This is a genomic window from Arthrobacter silvisoli (assembly GCF_003369445.1).
Taxonomy (GTDB): domain Bacteria; phylum Actinomycetota; class Actinomycetes; order Actinomycetales; family Micrococcaceae; genus Arthrobacter; species Arthrobacter silvisoli.
On sequence record NZ_QRCU01000078.1, the window covers coordinates 111,030 to 126,701 of the forward strand.

Annotated in this window: 16 protein-coding genes; 10 read left to right on the forward strand and 6 right to left on the reverse strand. The window is 66.9% G+C overall.

Annotated elements, in window-relative coordinates; genetic code table 11:
• Positions 1 to 79 precede the first annotated feature (79 nt).
• The 5 genes from DWV11_RS19675 (at position 80) to DWV11_RS19695 (ending at position 5,273) form a co-directional block, all read left to right on the forward strand.
• Positions 80 to 1,075, forward strand: coding sequence for a DegV family protein (locus tag DWV11_RS19675; protein ID WP_210725800.1), 996 nt, complete (start codon positions 80 to 82; stop codon positions 1,073 to 1,075).
• 301 nt (positions 1,076 to 1,376) lie between these two features.
• Positions 1,377 to 2,024, forward strand: a complete 648-nt coding sequence (locus DWV11_RS19680) for a ComEA family DNA-binding protein (protein WP_245953811.1) — start codon at positions 1,377 to 1,379, stop codon at positions 2,022 to 2,024.
• An 89-nt stretch (positions 2,025 to 2,113) separates the two neighbouring features.
• Positions 2,114 to 3,760, forward strand: coding sequence for a ComEC/Rec2 family competence protein (locus tag DWV11_RS19685; protein ID WP_168404775.1), 1,647 nt, complete (start codon positions 2,114 to 2,116; stop codon positions 3,758 to 3,760).
• A gap of 487 nt (positions 3,761 to 4,247) precedes the next feature.
• The gene (locus DWV11_RS19690) at positions 4,248 to 4,559 is read left to right on the forward strand and encodes a hypothetical protein (protein ID WP_245953813.1); all 312 of its coding nucleotides are present in this window, start codon (positions 4,248 to 4,250) and stop codon (positions 4,557 to 4,559) included.
• Complete coding sequence (locus DWV11_RS19695; protein WP_210725801.1) at positions 4,560 to 5,273, forward strand: SRPBCC family protein; 714 nt, start codon at positions 4,560 to 4,562, stop codon at positions 5,271 to 5,273.
• Positions 5,274 to 5,410: 137 nt separating this feature from the next.
• Here DWV11_RS19695 and DWV11_RS19700 read toward each other — a convergent pair whose 3' ends face one another.
• Entirely contained in the window at positions 5,411 to 6,121 is a 711-nt protein-coding gene (locus DWV11_RS19700) for an SOS response-associated peptidase (protein ID WP_115790585.1), read from the reverse strand.
• Positions 6,122 to 6,236: 115 nt separating this feature from the next.
• Positions 6,237 to 6,725, reverse strand: a complete 489-nt coding sequence (locus DWV11_RS19965; protein WP_136017943.1) for a hypothetical protein — start codon at positions 6,723 to 6,725, stop codon at positions 6,237 to 6,239.
• 273 nt (positions 6,726 to 6,998) lie between these two features.
• Here DWV11_RS19965 and holA point away from each other — a divergent pair, with 273 nt between their 5' ends.
• A complete protein-coding gene (gene holA, locus DWV11_RS19710) occupies positions 6,999 to 8,015 on the forward strand; it encodes a DNA polymerase III subunit delta (protein ID WP_210725804.1) in 1,017 nt (338 codons plus the stop codon).
• 119 nt (positions 8,016 to 8,134) lie between these two features.
• Here the strand turns inward: holA and rpsT are convergent, their stop codons facing one another.
• Entirely contained in the window at positions 8,135 to 8,395 is a 261-nt protein-coding gene (gene rpsT / locus DWV11_RS19715) for a 30S ribosomal protein S20 (RefSeq protein WP_070349386.1), read from the reverse strand.
• 178 nt (positions 8,396 to 8,573) lie between these two features.
• A complete protein-coding gene (locus DWV11_RS19720; RefSeq protein ID WP_115790588.1) occupies positions 8,574 to 9,131 on the reverse strand; it encodes a type II toxin-antitoxin system PemK/MazF family toxin in 558 nt (185 codons plus the stop codon).
• A gap of 160 nt (positions 9,132 to 9,291) precedes the next feature.
• Here DWV11_RS19720 and lepA point away from each other — a divergent pair, with 160 nt between their 5' ends.
• From lepA to DWV11_RS19735, 3 genes are all read left to right on the forward strand, one after another.
• On the forward strand, positions 9,292 to 11,145 hold the full coding sequence (lepA, locus tag DWV11_RS19725; protein ID WP_210725805.1) for a translation elongation factor 4: 1,854 nt from the start codon (positions 9,292 to 9,294) through the stop codon (positions 11,143 to 11,145).
• The gene (gene hemW, locus DWV11_RS19730) at positions 11,145 to 12,374 is read left to right on the forward strand and encodes a radical SAM family heme chaperone HemW (protein ID WP_115790590.1); all 1,230 of its coding nucleotides are present in this window, start codon (positions 11,145 to 11,147) and stop codon (positions 12,372 to 12,374) included. The genes lepA and hemW overlap by 1 nt, the downstream gene beginning before the upstream one ends.
• A gap of 120 nt (positions 12,375 to 12,494) precedes the next feature.
• Entirely contained in the window at positions 12,495 to 13,013 is a 519-nt protein-coding gene (locus DWV11_RS19735; protein WP_136017944.1) for a hypothetical protein, read from the forward strand.
• A 4-nt stretch (positions 13,014 to 13,017) separates the two neighbouring features.
• Here the strand turns inward: DWV11_RS19735 and DWV11_RS19740 are convergent, their stop codons facing one another.
• Together DWV11_RS19740 and DWV11_RS19745 are read right to left on the reverse strand one after the other, a co-directional pair.
• Complete coding sequence (locus DWV11_RS19740; RefSeq protein WP_115790592.1) at positions 13,018 to 13,431, reverse strand: DUF4870 domain-containing protein; 414 nt, start codon at positions 13,429 to 13,431, stop codon at positions 13,018 to 13,020.
• 118 nt (positions 13,432 to 13,549) lie between these two features.
• Complete coding sequence (locus tag DWV11_RS19745) at positions 13,550 to 14,416, reverse strand: DUF3097 domain-containing protein (RefSeq protein WP_115790593.1); 867 nt, start codon at positions 14,414 to 14,416, stop codon at positions 13,550 to 13,552.
• Between the two features lie 230 nt (positions 14,417 to 14,646).
• Here DWV11_RS19745 and hrcA point away from each other — a divergent pair, with 230 nt between their 5' ends.
• Entirely contained in the window at positions 14,647 to 15,660 is a 1,014-nt protein-coding gene (gene hrcA / locus DWV11_RS19750; RefSeq protein ID WP_115790594.1) for a heat-inducible transcriptional repressor HrcA, read from the forward strand.
• Positions 15,661 to 15,672 lie beyond the last annotated feature (12 nt).

Below are 15,672 nucleotides of genomic sequence, written 5' to 3' on the forward strand. Positions count from 1 at the left end.
GGCCGCCGGCTCCCGGCCGGCGGCCTTGTGCATCAGCGACCTCGCCGCACCCGGCAGTGACCAGTCCAGGAGGTGCCCTTTGCCGGACCGTGAACCGCCTGCATGGCTGTGGCTGAAACAGCGGCTCTCGCGGCTGCGCCCGTCCACGACGCCGGCACGCGCCCCCGGTGCGGCGCCCGCCGTCGTACGCACCGCCGTCGTGACCGATTCCGCGGCGGCGCTGCCGGCAGACTGGGTGAAGGCCTTTGTCGACGACGGCCGGCTGGCCGTGGTTCCGATGCCCGTGATGGTGGGCGAGGAAATCTTCGGCGAAGGCGAAGATGACATCACCACCACCCTGGCCCTGGCGCTGGCCTCGGGCTCGGCCGTGAAGACATCCCGGCCGTCGCCCGGCCAATTTGAGCAGGCGTACCTGGCCGCGGCGGCGCGCGGATTCGAATCGGTGGTGTCCATCCATATTTCTGCCGAGCTCTCCGGAACGGTCGAGGCCGCCACGCTGGCCGCCGGCCGGGTTCCAATCCCGGTGGAAGTCCTCGATTCCCGCACCGTTGGCATGGCCCAGGGGATGGGCGTGCAAAGCGCGCTCCTGGCCGCGGCGGACGGCCGGACCGCCGAGGAAGTGCGCGCCTTCGCGGAGGAACGGCTCCGCCGCACCAAGGTCTACTTTTATGTGCCGAGCCTTGAGCAGCTGCGCCGCGGCGGGCGGATCGGCGCCGCGGCCTCCCTGTTGGGCACCATGCTCGCCATCAAACCGATCCTGGCGGTCGACGGCGGCCGGATCGTGCCGCTCGAAAAGGTCCGCTCCGCCGCGAAGGCGGTCGCCCGGCTCGAGGAGATCGTGGCCGCCGACGTCGCCGCCCGTCCGCTTGGCGAAGCCAGGCTCGCCGTCCACCATTTCGGGAACCTCGCGGAGGCGGAAGGGCTGGCCGGGCGGCTCGCGGCCCGGTGCCCCGGTACTCCCAAGGCCCAGCTCAGTGCCCTGCCAGCGGTGCTCGGCGCCCACGCCGGCCTCGGTGTCCTCGCCGTGATTGTCGGCGAAAGCAGCACGCCCGGAGCGGCACTCCCGGGGCAATAACTCCGTTCCTCCACAGGCCCTGCGCCGGCGCGGCTTTCCACATAGCGCCCGCAGGCGGCGGCAGCACAGCCCGGCGGAACCTAGGCTCGGATTCATGCCGCGCCGGAACCAGGACCCGTTAGCCGGCGATGCCGCGCGCGCAGCCAGGCGCCGGCTGACATCCCGTTTGGGCGTCGCGGAATCGGGGACGTCTTCCGGGCCGGGGGAGGACCTTCTCCTCCCGGGCGGGGAAACCTCCGCGCTGCAGGACATTGACTGTGAAAGCGCGCAAAGCGGCCGGAGCGCCCGCGTCAGGTGGCGGGTGCCCTGGCGGGTCCCGGCCTTGCTCCTGGTTCCGGCGCTGTTGCTGGCCTTCTGGATTGGCTGGCAGGCGTGGGCCGGGCGGCCGCCTGCGGAGCAACTTCAGCCGGCGGACGGGACTCCCGCGGACGTCTCGGGTCCGGTTCCGTCAGGAGCTGAACCCGGTTCCGGTGGCTCCGGGGGCGCCCGCATGGTGGTCCACGTGGCAGGTGCCGTGAGGAAGCCGGGCATCGTCAGCCTGCCCGTGGGGTCCCGGGTTTTCGAGGCAATCGACGCGGCGGGAGGGGCTGTCGCGGGGTCGTCCCTGGACAGCCTGAACCTTGCCGCCGTGGTCCAGGACGGCGCCAAAATCCAGGTTCCCTTGAAGGGCGAAGAAACCGCAACGCCCGGCTCCGGTGGAACTACTGCCTCCGGCAGTCCGTCGGGCGGCGGGGCGGGTGCCGGTGGCATGGTAGGTGCCAGGATCAACATCAACACTGCGTCGGCGGCGGAGCTCGACGAGTTGCCCAGGGTGGGCCCGGTCCTGGCCGAGCGCATCGTGGCCTGGCGTGAAGAACATGGTCCCTTTGCCGCCGTCGAAGAACTCGACGCTGTGGACGGCGTCGGTCCCAAAATGCTCGAGGCGCTCCTTCCACTGGTGACAGTCTGATGTCCGGCCGCAGACCGGCGCACGGGCCCGCAGCCTCGGACGGGGCCCACGGCGCTGGGGATCCGGGGCCGCGGCTGGACCTTCGGCTCGTGCCTTCAGCGGTGCTGGCCTGGACGGGGGCTTTGGCCGGTAACCATTTGTCCCCGGCCTGGACCACTGGCATCGTGGCGTTCCTGCTTGGCAGCGCGGTGCTGCTGCTCGTGGCCGGCAAGCGGCGTGCGCCGGCCCGCCGTACGGGGCGCCGCAGTCTCGGTGCCGCGCTGTCGCTGGCATGCCTCCTGGGTGCCGCGGCAGCCGTGCAGACCCTGAGCGTGTCCACTGCAAGGTCAAGCCTGCCCGTCACGGGCAGCGGAGCGGACGGCCCGGCCCTCGTGAACCTCTTGGTGACCGGTGAAGCCAAGGAAGTCCGCGCCGGTGCAGGCCGTGCCAAACGCTGGATCCTTGCTGCCGAACTGCTGGAACTCACCTCGGACGGCAAGCTTTACCGCCCGGCCACCCGGATCCTGGTGGTCGGTGGCGCCGGGTGGCAGGAGTCCCGGATTGGCGAACGCATCCGGGCAGCCGGCAAGCTCGCGCAGGCGCGCCCCGGACAGGCTGAGGCGGCGGTCTTCACTGCGGGCACCCGGCCTTTCCCTGCCCGGGGCAGCCTGCAGAACACTGCGTGGCCCGGCGGGGCACTTCCGGGTACAGGGCCAGGGGCAGCGCCGGACTGGGCGGCCGCGACGCGGGAGCGGTACCGGGTCGCCACCGCCAGGTTCGGCGGCGATTCTGCCGGCCTGCTGCCGGGTATGGTCATCGGCGACACGGAGGGCATGGACGAAGGACTTGTCGCGGCCATGCGCGATACAGGCACCACGCATTTGACCGCCGTCAGCGGCGCAAATTGCAGTTTGATCCTCGGGTTGTTGATCGTGTTGGCCAGGAGTTGCCGCCTCCGCCGGCCTGCAGCAGCTGTTCTGGCCCTGTGCGGCCTGGGCGCTTTCGTGTGGCTGGTCGGTCCGGAACCGAGCGTGCTGCGGGCCGCGGTCATGGGCGCGATCGGTTTTCTTGCGCTTAGCAGCGGGCGGGCGGGACGCAGCCTGGGTTTCCTGTGTCTTGCCGTGGCTGTGCTCCTTGTCGGCGAGCCGTCCCTGGCCGGCAGTTCGGGGTTCCTGCTCTCGGTCCTGGCCACCCTCGGAATCATCTTGTTGGCTCGTCCGCTGATGACCCGGGCGCCGGCCTGGCTGCCTCGTCCCATTGCTGCTGCTCTTGCAGTGCCGTTGTCCGCGCAGTTGTTCTGTGCACCTGTCATTGTGGGCCTGCAGCCGCAGTTCACGGTCTTTTCACTGCTGGCCAACGTTGTCATGGCGCCGTTCGTCGCACCCGTGACGGTGCTGGGAACCCTCGCGGTGCCCGTGCTTGCGGCCCATGAGGGAGCAGCAACTGTGCTTCTGGGCGCCGCCGCGGTGTGCGCCGGGGCGATCGCTGGAACCGCGCGCTTCCTCGCCGGCCTGCCGGGAGCGGTGCAGCCGTGGCCCGAGGGTGCGTGGGGAATGATCACCATGGCGCTGTGCTCCGCTGGCAACCTGGCCTTGCTTTGGTTGCTCCTGCACCCGGCGCGTTGTGCCCGGTTCGCTTTCACGTGCCACGGCTTGGTGGTGGACAAGATCGCAGGCTTCGAGGCGTGGCTGGAACACCGCCGTCGGCTCTTCCGACGGCGGATGCGGCCACCCGGAACCAGGGGGCGGCTTCGATGAGCTCTGGTCCGTTGTTCCGGACGTAGTTCACTTTGTTGCCGGCGAGGCGTGGCACCAGGCGGGGCGCGGGCATGGAGTCGTGAATGTGTCCAAGTAGGTCGGGATTTTTGCGTTGGCCGTCTTCCCAACAAGCGACCGGCTTGGGAGCGGATGGTGAAGCCCTGTCTGGATCAGAGGATGAGTCTGGTTCCGGGCGCCCGGCCGGTTTCACAATTGGAAATTGAGGAACCAAGTATCGGGCCACGCTGTGTTCCGATTCAGGAGGTGTATTCGCATGGAGATCGGCCGAGCTCACGCACCGAAGGGTCGGACGAACATGGCCCCGGCTGGGACTTCGGGCTGGCCAAGCGCTTGGAGCGCATCGCGTCCCGTTGCGGAAACGGGGAGCCGCTCCGAGACAAAGTCCAAGCCACATCCAGCCGCTGTCGCTGCCATCAAGGCATTCCACACGCTGGCGTGGCTTTCGATTGAGTCATGCGTTGTCTACGTGCTCTACAAGGGGCTGGTCGGGCGCACTGACAGACGGGTTGGCTTGGCTGCGGCGGTGGTAGCGGGCGAAACCCTGGTGTTCGCCGGCAACGGATTCAGGTGTCCGCTCACGCAACTCGCCAAACACTACGGTGCCGAAAGCGGCGCGGTGACGGACATTTACCTTCCGAAATGGTTCGCCCACAACATGCCGGCCATCCACGTTCCGCTGCTGGCAGCCATGACCTACCTGCATATCCGGAACTACCGACGCCGAAAGGCGGCTGTCCAGTCCACGACCAGTCAACCGCAGGGTGGCAGACCCGGCTAAATGATGCCAGCACGAAACCTTGGCCGGCTCGCAGCGCTCACTTGCGTTGCGGGCTGCGGATTCGCATTCCGGCGACTCCAACTCTGCTGGGGTTCCACCCCTGAAGAGCTGGATGGCCGGCTGCCAGGTGACGACTTCATCACCCACGCGGGCCTGCAGGCAACACGGTCCATCACCATTCATGCTCCGGCTGAAAAAGTATGGCCCTGGTTGGCGCAGATGGGCCAGGGCCGGGGCGGGTTCTACAGCTACGACTTCCTGGAAAACCGCGCCGGCCTGGACATCCATAGCGCGGACCGGATCCATCCCGAGTGGCAGGACATTAAGGTGGGGGACCCGATTCATCTGGCACCCACGGACTCCTCGAACCTGGAGGTGGGGCTCCTTGAACCGGTAAGGACACTTGTCCTGCGCATCCCCCCGAGCCCAGCACCCGGCCCCTTCGACTTCACCTGGGCCTTCATCCTCCAGGCAAAACCAGACGGAACTACCCGCCTCGTTGTCCGTGAGCGGTACGCCTATCGGCAATGGTGGGCTCGGTTCCTGCTCGAGACCGTCGAGGTCGCCAGCTTCGTCATGTCCCTGCGGATGCTCCACGGGATCAGGAGCCGGGCCGAGGAAACCATTGACACTATTCACCAGACCCGCCCAAAGTCGGAACCAGGCTCCAGAGGTTTCCCGTGTCATAATGGCGGGCGTTCCGGGACTCGGTGAGGCCTAGGCGTGACCCAGAGCCAACTGCTCTCAGCCAGGAAGAGGCTTCGAAGGCTTCCTGACCCGTGCGGTGGAGGGTTGTCACACGGCCCAACACCGCCGTCGGCCTTTCCGACGGCGGATGCGGCCACCCGGAACTAGGCGGCGGCTTCGATGAGTTCGGGTCCGTTGTTCCGGACGTAGTTCACTTTGTCGCTGACGACGCGTGGCACCAAACGGGGCTCCGGCATGGAGTCCAGGAGGGCCCGGACGTCGGCTTCTTTCGTGGTCTGCGGGTCGAGCCAGTCCGTCCACATGTCCGCTGGCACCACCAGGGGAGTCCGGTCGTGAATGTGCCCCAGCGCGTCAGAGGCCGCCGTGGTGATGATGGTGGCCGTCCGCAGCCATTTTTCCGGGTGCCCGTCGGGCAGGGACGGATCCGGCCAGTTCTCGAACAGGGCCGCGAACGCCAGCGGTTTTTCGTCGGCGCCGTGCAGGTAGGTCGGGATCTTTTTCGCGTCGGCTGTCTTTTCCCATTCGTAGTACCCGTCGCTGGGAATGAGTCCGCGTCTGGCCGCGGCAGCCTTCCGGAAGGACGGCTTCTCAGTGACGGTTTCCATGCGGGCGTTGATCAGCCGGGCCGCGCCTTTGGTGTCCTTCGCCCACGACGGCACAAGACCCCAGTGCGCCGTGACGAGCTTGCGGGATGCGGTGTCGTCCTCTGTGCCGAGCCGGTCCAGGATGAGCGGAATCGGGTCTGTGGGGGCGACGTTCCAACTCGCAGCCAGATCGGGGTCAACCACCTCGCTGACAAGGAAGAAGTCCTGAATGTCGGCGGCTGAGTAAGTCATCACGAAGCGTCCACACATGAGCCCATTATTGCCGGTGGCCGAATCAGCAGGAAGTGCGCCGCAGGCGGTCGTGCTCTGCCCGCGGGTTGGGCAGCACTCTGGACGCTGGGCCGAGCAGGGAGCAATGAAGGCCTTAGGAATCCTTTTGCGGGCGGGGCTCCTCCGGCAACGAGGCGCGAAGGCCAGGGTTGTGGTCTTGGGTTCCTTCGTTGGCCCGTCGCGCATCAGCGGCTTGCCATTGCCCTTCGAGATTCCCGGCGTCCGCGCCGTCGGTATCGACCCCCGGGTCGGTAGCGGCGGCTTGCTTCATATCGTCGGCGGCATGGCGGTGAAGATTGTCGGCGTCCGCCTGTCGCTGTTCGGCTTCCTTGCGGAGCCGTTCGGAGTCGACCATGGCTTGCTCGGCCTCCGCTTTGGCCCTGGCCGCTTGGACCTCGGATTCTCGGGCATCCAACGCAGCTTCTTCGGCCTTCTTCCGCAGGTCGGCAGCTCGTCTTTGATCCTCGGCCCGCCGGGCACGTTCGTGCTCCTGCCTGCGTTTGCGCGCGAGGAAAAATGCCACGCCGAGAACGACAAGTAGGACGACGACGCCGACGATCCAAAGAACTGTGGTTGTGTCCATTGAAGCTTCCTTCTTTCTTTCGGCCGTGTGGACAAGCTCAGACCTTCCCGGGATCACGCGACAATTGGGATTCGCTGCGGCGAACGCCCGATAGGCTGCCTCGGCTTCTATGCGCCGGAGGTGTCGGTCACGTGCAATCCAATGCTAAGCAAACTTAGTATTTACCAGTGTACGCCTTGGCCGCCATTTTGTGCGGGCAATCCGCCGGCTCCGGACCACACAGCGATCGTGGGAGACTGGAAGCTGAACCACTCCGTCCGGAAGGAATCGCTGTTGGCTGCTGCCCAGGCCTCGAAGGCCAAGACCTCTTCGGTGAATGTTGCCACTTGGCGCGATGTCACGCCGGCCGCCGTAGTGTTGATCACCGGGCCGGAGGAATATTTGGGCATCCGGGCCATGGACCGGCTGAGGTCGCTCGTCCGTGAAGCCGCCCCCGATGTCGAGGTCAGCAAGCTCAATGCCGGAGCCTATGAAGCCGGCAGCCTGGCTATGACCGTCACGCCCTCGCTCTTCGGCGAGGGCAAGCTGCTCGAGGTCGAAGGGCTCGAGGCCATGAACGAAGCCTTCCTCAGCGATGCCCTGGCGTACGTGGCCAAGCCGGAAGACGACGTCGTGCTGGTCCTGCGCCACAGCGGCGGCACCCGGGGAAAGAAACTGCTGGACGCCATCAAGGCAGCCCGCTGGCCCATGGTGGATTGCCAGCCGATGAAGAAGGACGCGGAAAAGGCGGCGTTCGTGATGGCCGAGTTCAAGGCCGCCGGGCGCCGGATCGACGGTGAGGCCGTCCAGGCGCTGGTCAACGCCGTCGGCACGTCATTGTCCGAGCTCGCTGCGTCCTGCCGGCAGCTCATCGCCGACGCCGCCACCGCGGTGGACGCCGCCATGGTCGAGCGCTACTACGGCGGGCGGGTCGAGGCCACGGCCTTCAAGGTTGCGGATGCGGCGATGGCCGGGAACGCCCCGCTGGCCCTGTCCAGCCTCCGCCACGCGCTGGCAACCGGAGTCGACCCGGTCCCGCTTGTCGCGGCGCTGGCCGCCAAGCTGCGGACCCTGGCCCGGGTGGCCGGCGCGCAAGGTTCCTCGGCGCAGATCGCCAAGCAGTTGGGCATGCAGCCCTGGCTGGTCGAACAGGCGCAGCGCGATGTCCGCCGCTGGACTCCGGAAGGGTTGATCCGTTCCATCCAGGTCACGGCCGAGGCCGACGCCCAGGTGAAGGGACTCTCGCGCGATCCGGTGTACGCGGTGGAGCACGCCGTGACAGTCATCGCGATGTCCGCCCGCGGACGGTAGGGCGCACCCGCCCGCGCCGCTGACCACAACGGCCCCCGGAAGGAAGCGCTGCGCTTAAATGCGATGAGGCCGGCCCAAGCGGGCCGGCCTCAATTTCAGCTCAGTCGAACTGGAAAACCTTAGAGTGCGTTGACCTTCTTGGAGATCGCCGACTTGCGGTTCGCAGCGTTGTTCTTGTGAATAACGCCCTTGCTGACAGCCTTGTCCAGCTTACGGCTGGCAGCTACAAGAGCAGTCGTTGCAGCATCCTTGTCAGCAGACTCAACGGCGGTGTTGACGGCGCGGATGGCCGTCTTCAGCTCGGACTTGACGGCGTTGTTACGCAGGCGAGCCTTCTCGTTGGTGAGGATGCGCTTCTTCTGGGACTTGATATTAGCCACGTGTGTGAACTCTCTTTTTAATGCGGAAATGGTCTAGAGGGTTATCAGGTTGGCCATCGACTGAGCGGCGTGGGGATGCCTATGGCAGCCAACCATATATGGCCGTCGACCTGCACGGACATACAGCCATCCATGCTACCAGACTCGGCGTGGTCCCGGTCGCCCGCCCCGACCCGCCCTACCTCCGGCGAAGCCGTGCCGCGACCATCCGGAACGTCGCGCTGTCAAGGACAGCGCCCTCCCGGCGGACTCCGTCAGGATCCACGCGGATGATGCGGTCCAGCTTCACCTCGCTGGCCCGCCACTGCGGATCCCAGGGTCCGGCCCCGATGTCAACGTAATCGGCTGCGTCGCGCCCGTTGTTGTGGTCCTTGCTGGTCAGCATCAGGCCCAGCAGCCACCGTCCGTCGCGTCCGACAAGGAGGACGGGACGGTCCTTGCCGTTCGTGTGGTCCTCCTCGAACGGCACCCAGGTCCAGACGATTTCGCCGGGATCGGGCCGGCCGTCCAGCGCGGGGGAGTAGCTCGCGGCTACCGTCCCTTGGAAATCACCCGGATAGCGCCCGACGGCGGAGGGCGCCAAGGCAGGATGCTTGCCCTTGGCAGCCGTCCCCGGCCGTGTTCGGCGCGGCGGGGGCGGCGCCGTCGGACGGGCAGTTCCGCCCGCCAGCCGCCACAGGTAGCGCAAGGGTGCGGTGATGATCCTGCCGAAGAGGGTGCTGTTGTCCGGTGCCATCCCACCACCGTATCCATCGGACCCGGCAACAAGGGGAATCCGATGCGCGCCGCAGGCGGGGTTCATGGGAGACTATGAGTTCAGATATGCGGTGCACGCCGGGACAGCAGGATTGTCCGGGCAACTTTTCCGCGTGAGTGTCGACAGTAAGGACCCCTGCGTGTCTCCCATGGCCCGCACCGCCCCGGTGCCTGCCGCAACAGATCCGGCCATCATCCGGAACTTCTGCATCATTGCCCACATCGACCACGGCAAGTCCACCCTGGCCGACCGGATGCTCCAGTTCACCGGCGTGGTGCAGGCACGCGACATGAAGGCCCAGTACCTGGACCGCATGGACATCGAACGCGAACGCGGCATCACCATCAAGTCCCAGGCCGTCCGCATGCCCTGGGAAGTCGACAACACCGCCTACGCGCTGAACATGATCGACACCCCCGGCCACGTCGACTTCACCTATGAGGTCTCGCGCTCCCTGGCAGCCTGCGAAGGTGCGGTGCTCCTGGTTGACGCCGCCCAGGGCATCGAAGCCCAGACCCTGGCCAACCTCTACCTGGCGATGGAAAACGACCTCACCATCATTCCGGTGCTGAACAAGATCGACCTCCCGGCCGCCCAGCCTGAGAAGTACGCCGAGGAACTTGCGAACCTGATCGGCGGCGACCCCGAAGAGGTCCTGAAGGTATCCGGCAAGACCGGCGTCGGCGTCGAGGCCCTCCTTGACCGGATCGTCCGGGACATCCCCAACCCGGTCGGCGACGCGAACGCGCCCGCACGCGCCATGATTTTCGACTCTGTCTACGACACCTACCGCGGCGTCGTCACCTACGTCCGCGTCGTCGACGGGCACCTCAGCCCGCGCGAGCGGATCCAGATGATGTCCACGAAGGCCAGCCACGAGCTCCTCGAGATCGGCGTCAGCTCACCCGAGCCGGTGCCATCCAAGGGACTGGGGGTCGGCGAAGTGGGCTACCTGATCACCGGTGTGAAGGACGTCCGCCAGTCCAAGGTCGGCGACACCGTCACCAACCTCGCCAAGCCGGCCACCACATCGCTGGGCGGCTACCAGGACCCGAAGCCGATGGTTTTCTCCGGCCTCTACCCGCTGGACGGCACGGACTATCCGAACCTGCGTGAAGCGCTGGACAAGCTCAAGCTCAACGACGCCGCCCTGGTCTACGAACCCGAGACCTCCGCGGCACTCGGCTTCGGTTTCCGCGTCGGCTTCCTCGGCCTGCTGCACCTCGAAATCGTGCGTGAACGCCTGGAACGCGAATTCAACCTGGACCTGATTTCCACGGCGCCGAACGTCGTCTACGAGGTCACCCTGGAAGACAAGTCGGTGGCCACGGTCACCAACCCGTCGGAATTCCCTTCGGGCAAGATCAACGAGGTCCGCGAGCCGATGGTGGCGGCCACCATCCTGGCCCCGAACGAATTCGTCGGCTCCATCATGGAGCTCTGCCAGGGCCGGCGCGGCCAGATGCGCGGCATGGACTACCTCTCCGAGGACCGCGTGGAGATGCGCTACTGGATACCGCTGGCTGAGATCGTGTTCGACTTCTTCGACCAGCTCAAGTCCAAGACCCGCGGCTACGCCTCGCTGGACTGGAAGGCTGACGGCGAACAGGTTGCCGACCTCGTCAAGGTGGACATCCTGCTCCAGGGCGAACAGGTGGACGCCTTCAGTGCCATCACCCACCGTGACAAGGCCTATGCCTACGGCGTGATGATGACCTCCAAGCTGCGCGAGCTGATCCCGAGGCAGCAGTTCGAGGTGCCCATCCAGGCGGCCATCGGCTCCCGGATCATCGCCCGCGAAAACATCCGCGCCATCCGCAAGGACGTTCTGGCCAAGTGCTACGGCGGTGACATCACCCGCAAGCGCAAGCTGCTCGAGAAGCAGAAGGAAGGCAAGAAGCGCATGAAAATGGTGGGCCGGGTCGAGGTTCCCCAGGAAGCCTTCATCGCCGCCCTCACCACCGACGAGTCCAAGGACAAGGCCAAGAAGTAGTGCCAAGCGCCCTTCCACTCGGCGATCCGGCACCTGCGGACGGACTGCTGCCCCCGCAGGTGCTGGACGGCGTCGGCCACCGGAAATTCGGCCTGTACGTCCACATCCCGTTTTGCGCCGTACGTTGCGGCTACTGCGACTTCAACACCTACACAGCCAAGGAACTGGGCGGTGGAGCGTCCCAGGACGCCTACGCCGGCACGGCCGTGGCTGAGGTCGACTTCGCGGCCCGCGCCATGGAAGCCTCCGGGCTCCCGGCCCGCAAAATCAGCACGGTCTTCTTCGGCGGCGGCACGCCCACGCTGCTCCCCGCCGGGGACCTCGCGAGGATCCTGGCGGCCGCCGTCGGGCATTGGGGACTGGAGGCGGGAGCCGAGGTCACCACGGAAGCGAACCCGGATTCCGTTACGCCCGGGTCGCTGGAACTGCTGGCCAAGGCAGGCTTCACCCGGGTGTCCTTCGGCATGCAGTCCGCGGTGCCGCACGTGCTCAAGGTCCTGGACCGCACCCACAGCCCCGAACGGGTACCGCAGGCAGTGCAATGGGCCCGCGACGCCGGCCTCGACGTCAGCCTGGACCTCATCTACGGCACGCCCGGCGAATCGATGGACGACTGGCGCGCCTCGCTGGACACCGCCCTGTCCTACGCGCCGGACCACATCAGCGCCTACGCGCTCATCGTCGAGGAAGGCACCAAGCTCGCCGCCCAGATGCGCCGCGGCGAGGTCCCTGGAATCGACGACGACGACCACGCCGCCAAGTACGAACTCGCCGATGAGCTCATTTCGGCCGCCGGCCTGTCCTGGTACGAGGTCAGCAACTGGTCCAGGACGCCCGGACACGCCTGCCGCCATAACCTGGCCTACTGGCGCGGAGACGACTGGTGGGGCATCGGACCCGGTTCGCATTCGCACATGGGCGGGGTCCGCTGGTGGAACGTGAAGCACCCCACCGCCTACGCCAACCGGCTCGCCGCGGGCCAGTCCCCGGCGGCCGGACGCGAAACCCTCGACGCCGGCACCCGCGAAGTGGAGCGCATCATGCTGGAGGCCCGGCTAGGGAGCGGGCTGGAAGTGGACGCGCTCGACGCCGTCGGCCGGCACGCCGTCGCCGGCTTGATCGCGGACGGACTGGTGGAGCCCGCGGAGGCTTTTAAGGGCCGCCTCGTGCTGACCCTCAGGGGCCGCCTCCTGGCCGATGCCGTAGTGCGGCGGCTGCTGCCCGAATAGGGGCGCGCAGCCAGCTGTTCAGCCGTTCCTGGCGGGAATATCATGTGCGTGGACGCCCGGCGATCCACCCTGGCTGGCCGGCTCCGCCCGCTGTGGTGAAGACCAATGCTGGGAGGGATCATGTCTTCGATTTCAGCGCAGTCCCCGTTCGGCGTTCCCTGGCGGAGCGCACTTCTTTTCCTCGTAGTGGTGGCAGGATTCCTGCTGCTCTCCCTGATGACTTTCGACCCGAAAGTGGGCACGGCCGCCTGGGTCATCAGGATCGGCGGTACGGTGGTCTGGGTCGCCTTCGCCGCATACCTGGGCTATCGGGACATCGTCCAAAAGCAGGGCAGCGGACCGCAGGACATCGACCATGTCCCCTTCGACCGGTGGTCGTGGATCCATGCCTCGGCAGGTGCCATGCTCGGCTTCTGGTCGGTGCCGCTCGTCCTGGTCGCGGTCATCACCATCGGCTGGGAATTCTTCGAAAGATACGTGCCGGGATTCGGTGAGACCGAGACCCTGGCCAACCGGGCGGTTGACGTTGTGGGCGCCTGGGTCGGCTGGGTGCTGCTGGCGCTTCTCATCGCCGCCCTGGAGAGCGACTCGGTCCCGTTTGTGCTACCGTCCGCGGATGCGTGGATCCGCAACCTCTAGCCGGCTACTTGATCCAGCGCAGGTTGAAGCGGTACCTGTGCGGCTGGCCATGGTTGACGCGGATTCCCGCTGACACCGCGAAGCATGTCAGCGCCACCCAGATCGCCGTGGCCAGCACCGCGAACAGATTGCCCACCACCGGCAGGATCACCAGGATGTTGGCGAGCACTGCCGCGATGGTGGGCGGCAGGGTGAAATTCAGGGCCTCCTTGGACTCCTGTGCGGTGAACGGGCCGCGGTCGCGGAAGATCAGGTAGATCAGCAGTGCCGGGACACAGCCGAGGATTCCGCCGAAGTGCGCCAAGGTTGCCCATTGGCGGTCTTCGCCGGCGGTCAGGGGGAGCGCGTTGGCAGGGACGCCGTGGTACTGGGGCTGGCCCTGTGGGGCGTCCATCCCGTCGGGAGCGTTCTCTGCCACTGTGTCTTCCTTAAGGGGCTCGGTTCCGGTGGTATTGCTGTCCCAGAATACTGGGTCGGAGGTGCTTAGGGGACCAGCTTCGCAGCATGGCGCGGGCGGGCGGCCGCTGCAGGCGGGTTCAGGGGGCGGTCAGGAAGTCGATGACTTCTTCCACGCGGCCCAGAAGGGAAGCCTCGAGGTCCGCGTAGCTGCGCACTGCACCCAACAGCTTCTGCCAGCCCAGGCCGATGTCCTCCGCGGTGGCGTGCGGCCAGCCGAAAGCCTTCAGGATGCCGGTCTTCCAGTCGGTTCCGCGGGGTACTTCCGGCCAGCGTTCGATCCCGAGCGTCTTCGGCCTGATGGCCTGCCACACGTCCACGTACGGGTGGCCGACGATCAGCACGTTCCCCGCTGCCCCGGGCAGGGTCATGGCATCGGCGGCGATGCGGGACTCCTTGGAATCCGGGACCAGATGGTCCACCAGGATGCCGAGCTTGCGCCCGGGGCCGGGGGAGAAGTCGGCGATGGCGGCCTTCAGATCGTCCACGCCGTGCAACGGCTCGACGACGATCCCCTCCACCCGGAGGTCGTCGCCCCAGACCTTCTCGACGAGTTCGGCGTCGTGCTTGCCTTCCACCCAGATGCGGCTGGCTTTGGCCACTTGGGCGCGCTGGCCCGCGACCTTGACCGAACCGGAAGCTGTGCGCCCGGCCGGGACGGTGCCGGAAGCCGCGCCAGCCGTTCCGGCACGCGGTGCCGGCGGCAGCAGCTTGATGGCTTGGCCATCCAGCAGGAAGCCGAAGCCGAGCCGGAAGGACTTGGTCCTGCCGCGCCGGTCCTCCAGCACGACAATGTGCATGCCCCCGGACTTTTCGATCCGGACCACCGCGCCCACCCAGCCGGACTGCACGTCCTCGAGGACCATGCCGGGCTCGGCCGGAACCTCGGGAAGCGCCCTTTTGGCGGGAGCGGAAAGCGTCCCGGGGCCCCAGTTGTCGTAGGACACAGTGTCACACCACTTCGCTGTCGGAGGTCGTTCCGGCCGCCGGAAGCCGCCGGAGCCCGCGGGAAGCTTGTTCGCCGCGAGCGGTACCAATGCTAACAACGGCCCGGCACATACTAGACTTGTTAGCACTTGGGCATGTTGAGTGCTAAGAATTGCGGAATCCGCGGAGCGGCGGACGCAGAACAGGCGAGAGAGATCCGGGGCTGGAACGTCCGAGGGGAGGCAGGAGCATGAGCGAGCCGCGCAAGCTGGAAGTGCTGCGTGCCATCGTCGAAGACTACGTGCATTCGCGCGAACCCGTCGGCTCCAAGGCCTTGGTGGAACGGCACCACCTGGGTGTTTCCAGTGCCACCATCCGCAACGACATGGCCCTGCTCGAAGAAGAAGGCCTCATCGCGGCCCCGCACACCAGCGCCGGGCGCATCCCCACCGACAAGGGCTACCGGCTTTTCGTGGACCGGATCTCGGCGATGAAGCCGCTCTCGGCCGCGGAACGGCGCGCCATCCACTCGCTCCTCGAGGGCGCGGACGACGTCGACGACATCCTGGAGCGCACCGTCCGGCTGCTTTCGCAACTGACCAACCAGGTCGCCGTCGTGCAGTACCCGCACTCCAACCAGGCCAGGCTGCGGCACATCGAATTCGTGCTCCTGGCGCCCCGCCAAGTGCTCGTGGTGCTGATCGCGGACAGCGGCAAGGTCGAACAGAGGGTCGTCGACGCCGGAACCGACGTCACCGACGAGGACCTCACCTTACTGCGGGCACGCTTCCTGGCCAGCATCTCGGGCGCGCCGCTGGCGCACCTGCCGCAGCTGCTGGCGCCGGTGGTTGCCCTGTGCCCGCCGGCCCTCCAGTCCCCGGCGGCCGTGCTCGCCCGCGGCCTCGACAAACTAGCTGAAAGCAGCCGCGATGAACGGATGATGATGGCCGGCACGGCCAACCTCGCCCGTTCCAATGTCGATTTTCCGTTGAGCATCGGTCCGGTCCTGGAAGCCCTGGAAGAACAGGTGGTCATGCTCCGCCTGCTCTCCGAAATGGCCGAGGACCCGCGCGGTGTCACCGTCAGCATCGGCCGGGAGAACCCCTATGACGGACTGTCCGAGGCGTCGGTCGTCGCCACCGGATACGGTCCGGGCGCCGCCGCGAAGATCGGCATCATCGGGCCCACCCGCATGGATTATCCCAGCAGCATGGCCGCCGTCCGCGCGGTGGCACGCTACCTATCGAGGATCCTCGGCAGCTAAGGCCCGCCGGAT

Bases quoted from the DNA above. Each gene is read 5' to 3' on its own strand.
- DWV11_RS19695 (WP_210725801.1), top strand. From the start codon at position 4,560: ATGATGCCAGCACGAAACCTTGGCCGGCTCGCAGCGCTCACTTGCGTT.
- DWV11_RS19700 (WP_115790585.1), bottom strand. From the start codon at position 6,121: ATGTGTGGACGCTTCGTGATGACTTACTCAGCCGCCGACATTCAGGAC.
- DWV11_RS19965 (WP_136017943.1), bottom strand. From the start codon at position 6,725: ATGGACACAACCACAGTTCTTTGGATCGTCGGCGTCGTCGTCCTACTT.
- DWV11_RS19720 (WP_115790588.1), bottom strand. From the start codon at position 9,131: ATGGCACCGGACAACAGCACCCTCTTCGGCAGGATCATCACCGCACCC.
- DWV11_RS19735 (WP_136017944.1), top strand. From the start codon at position 12,495: ATGTCTTCGATTTCAGCGCAGTCCCCGTTCGGCGTTCCCTGGCGGAGC.
- hrcA (WP_115790594.1), top strand. From the start codon at position 14,647: ATGAGCGAGCCGCGCAAGCTGGAAGTGCTGCGTGCCATCGTCGAAGAC.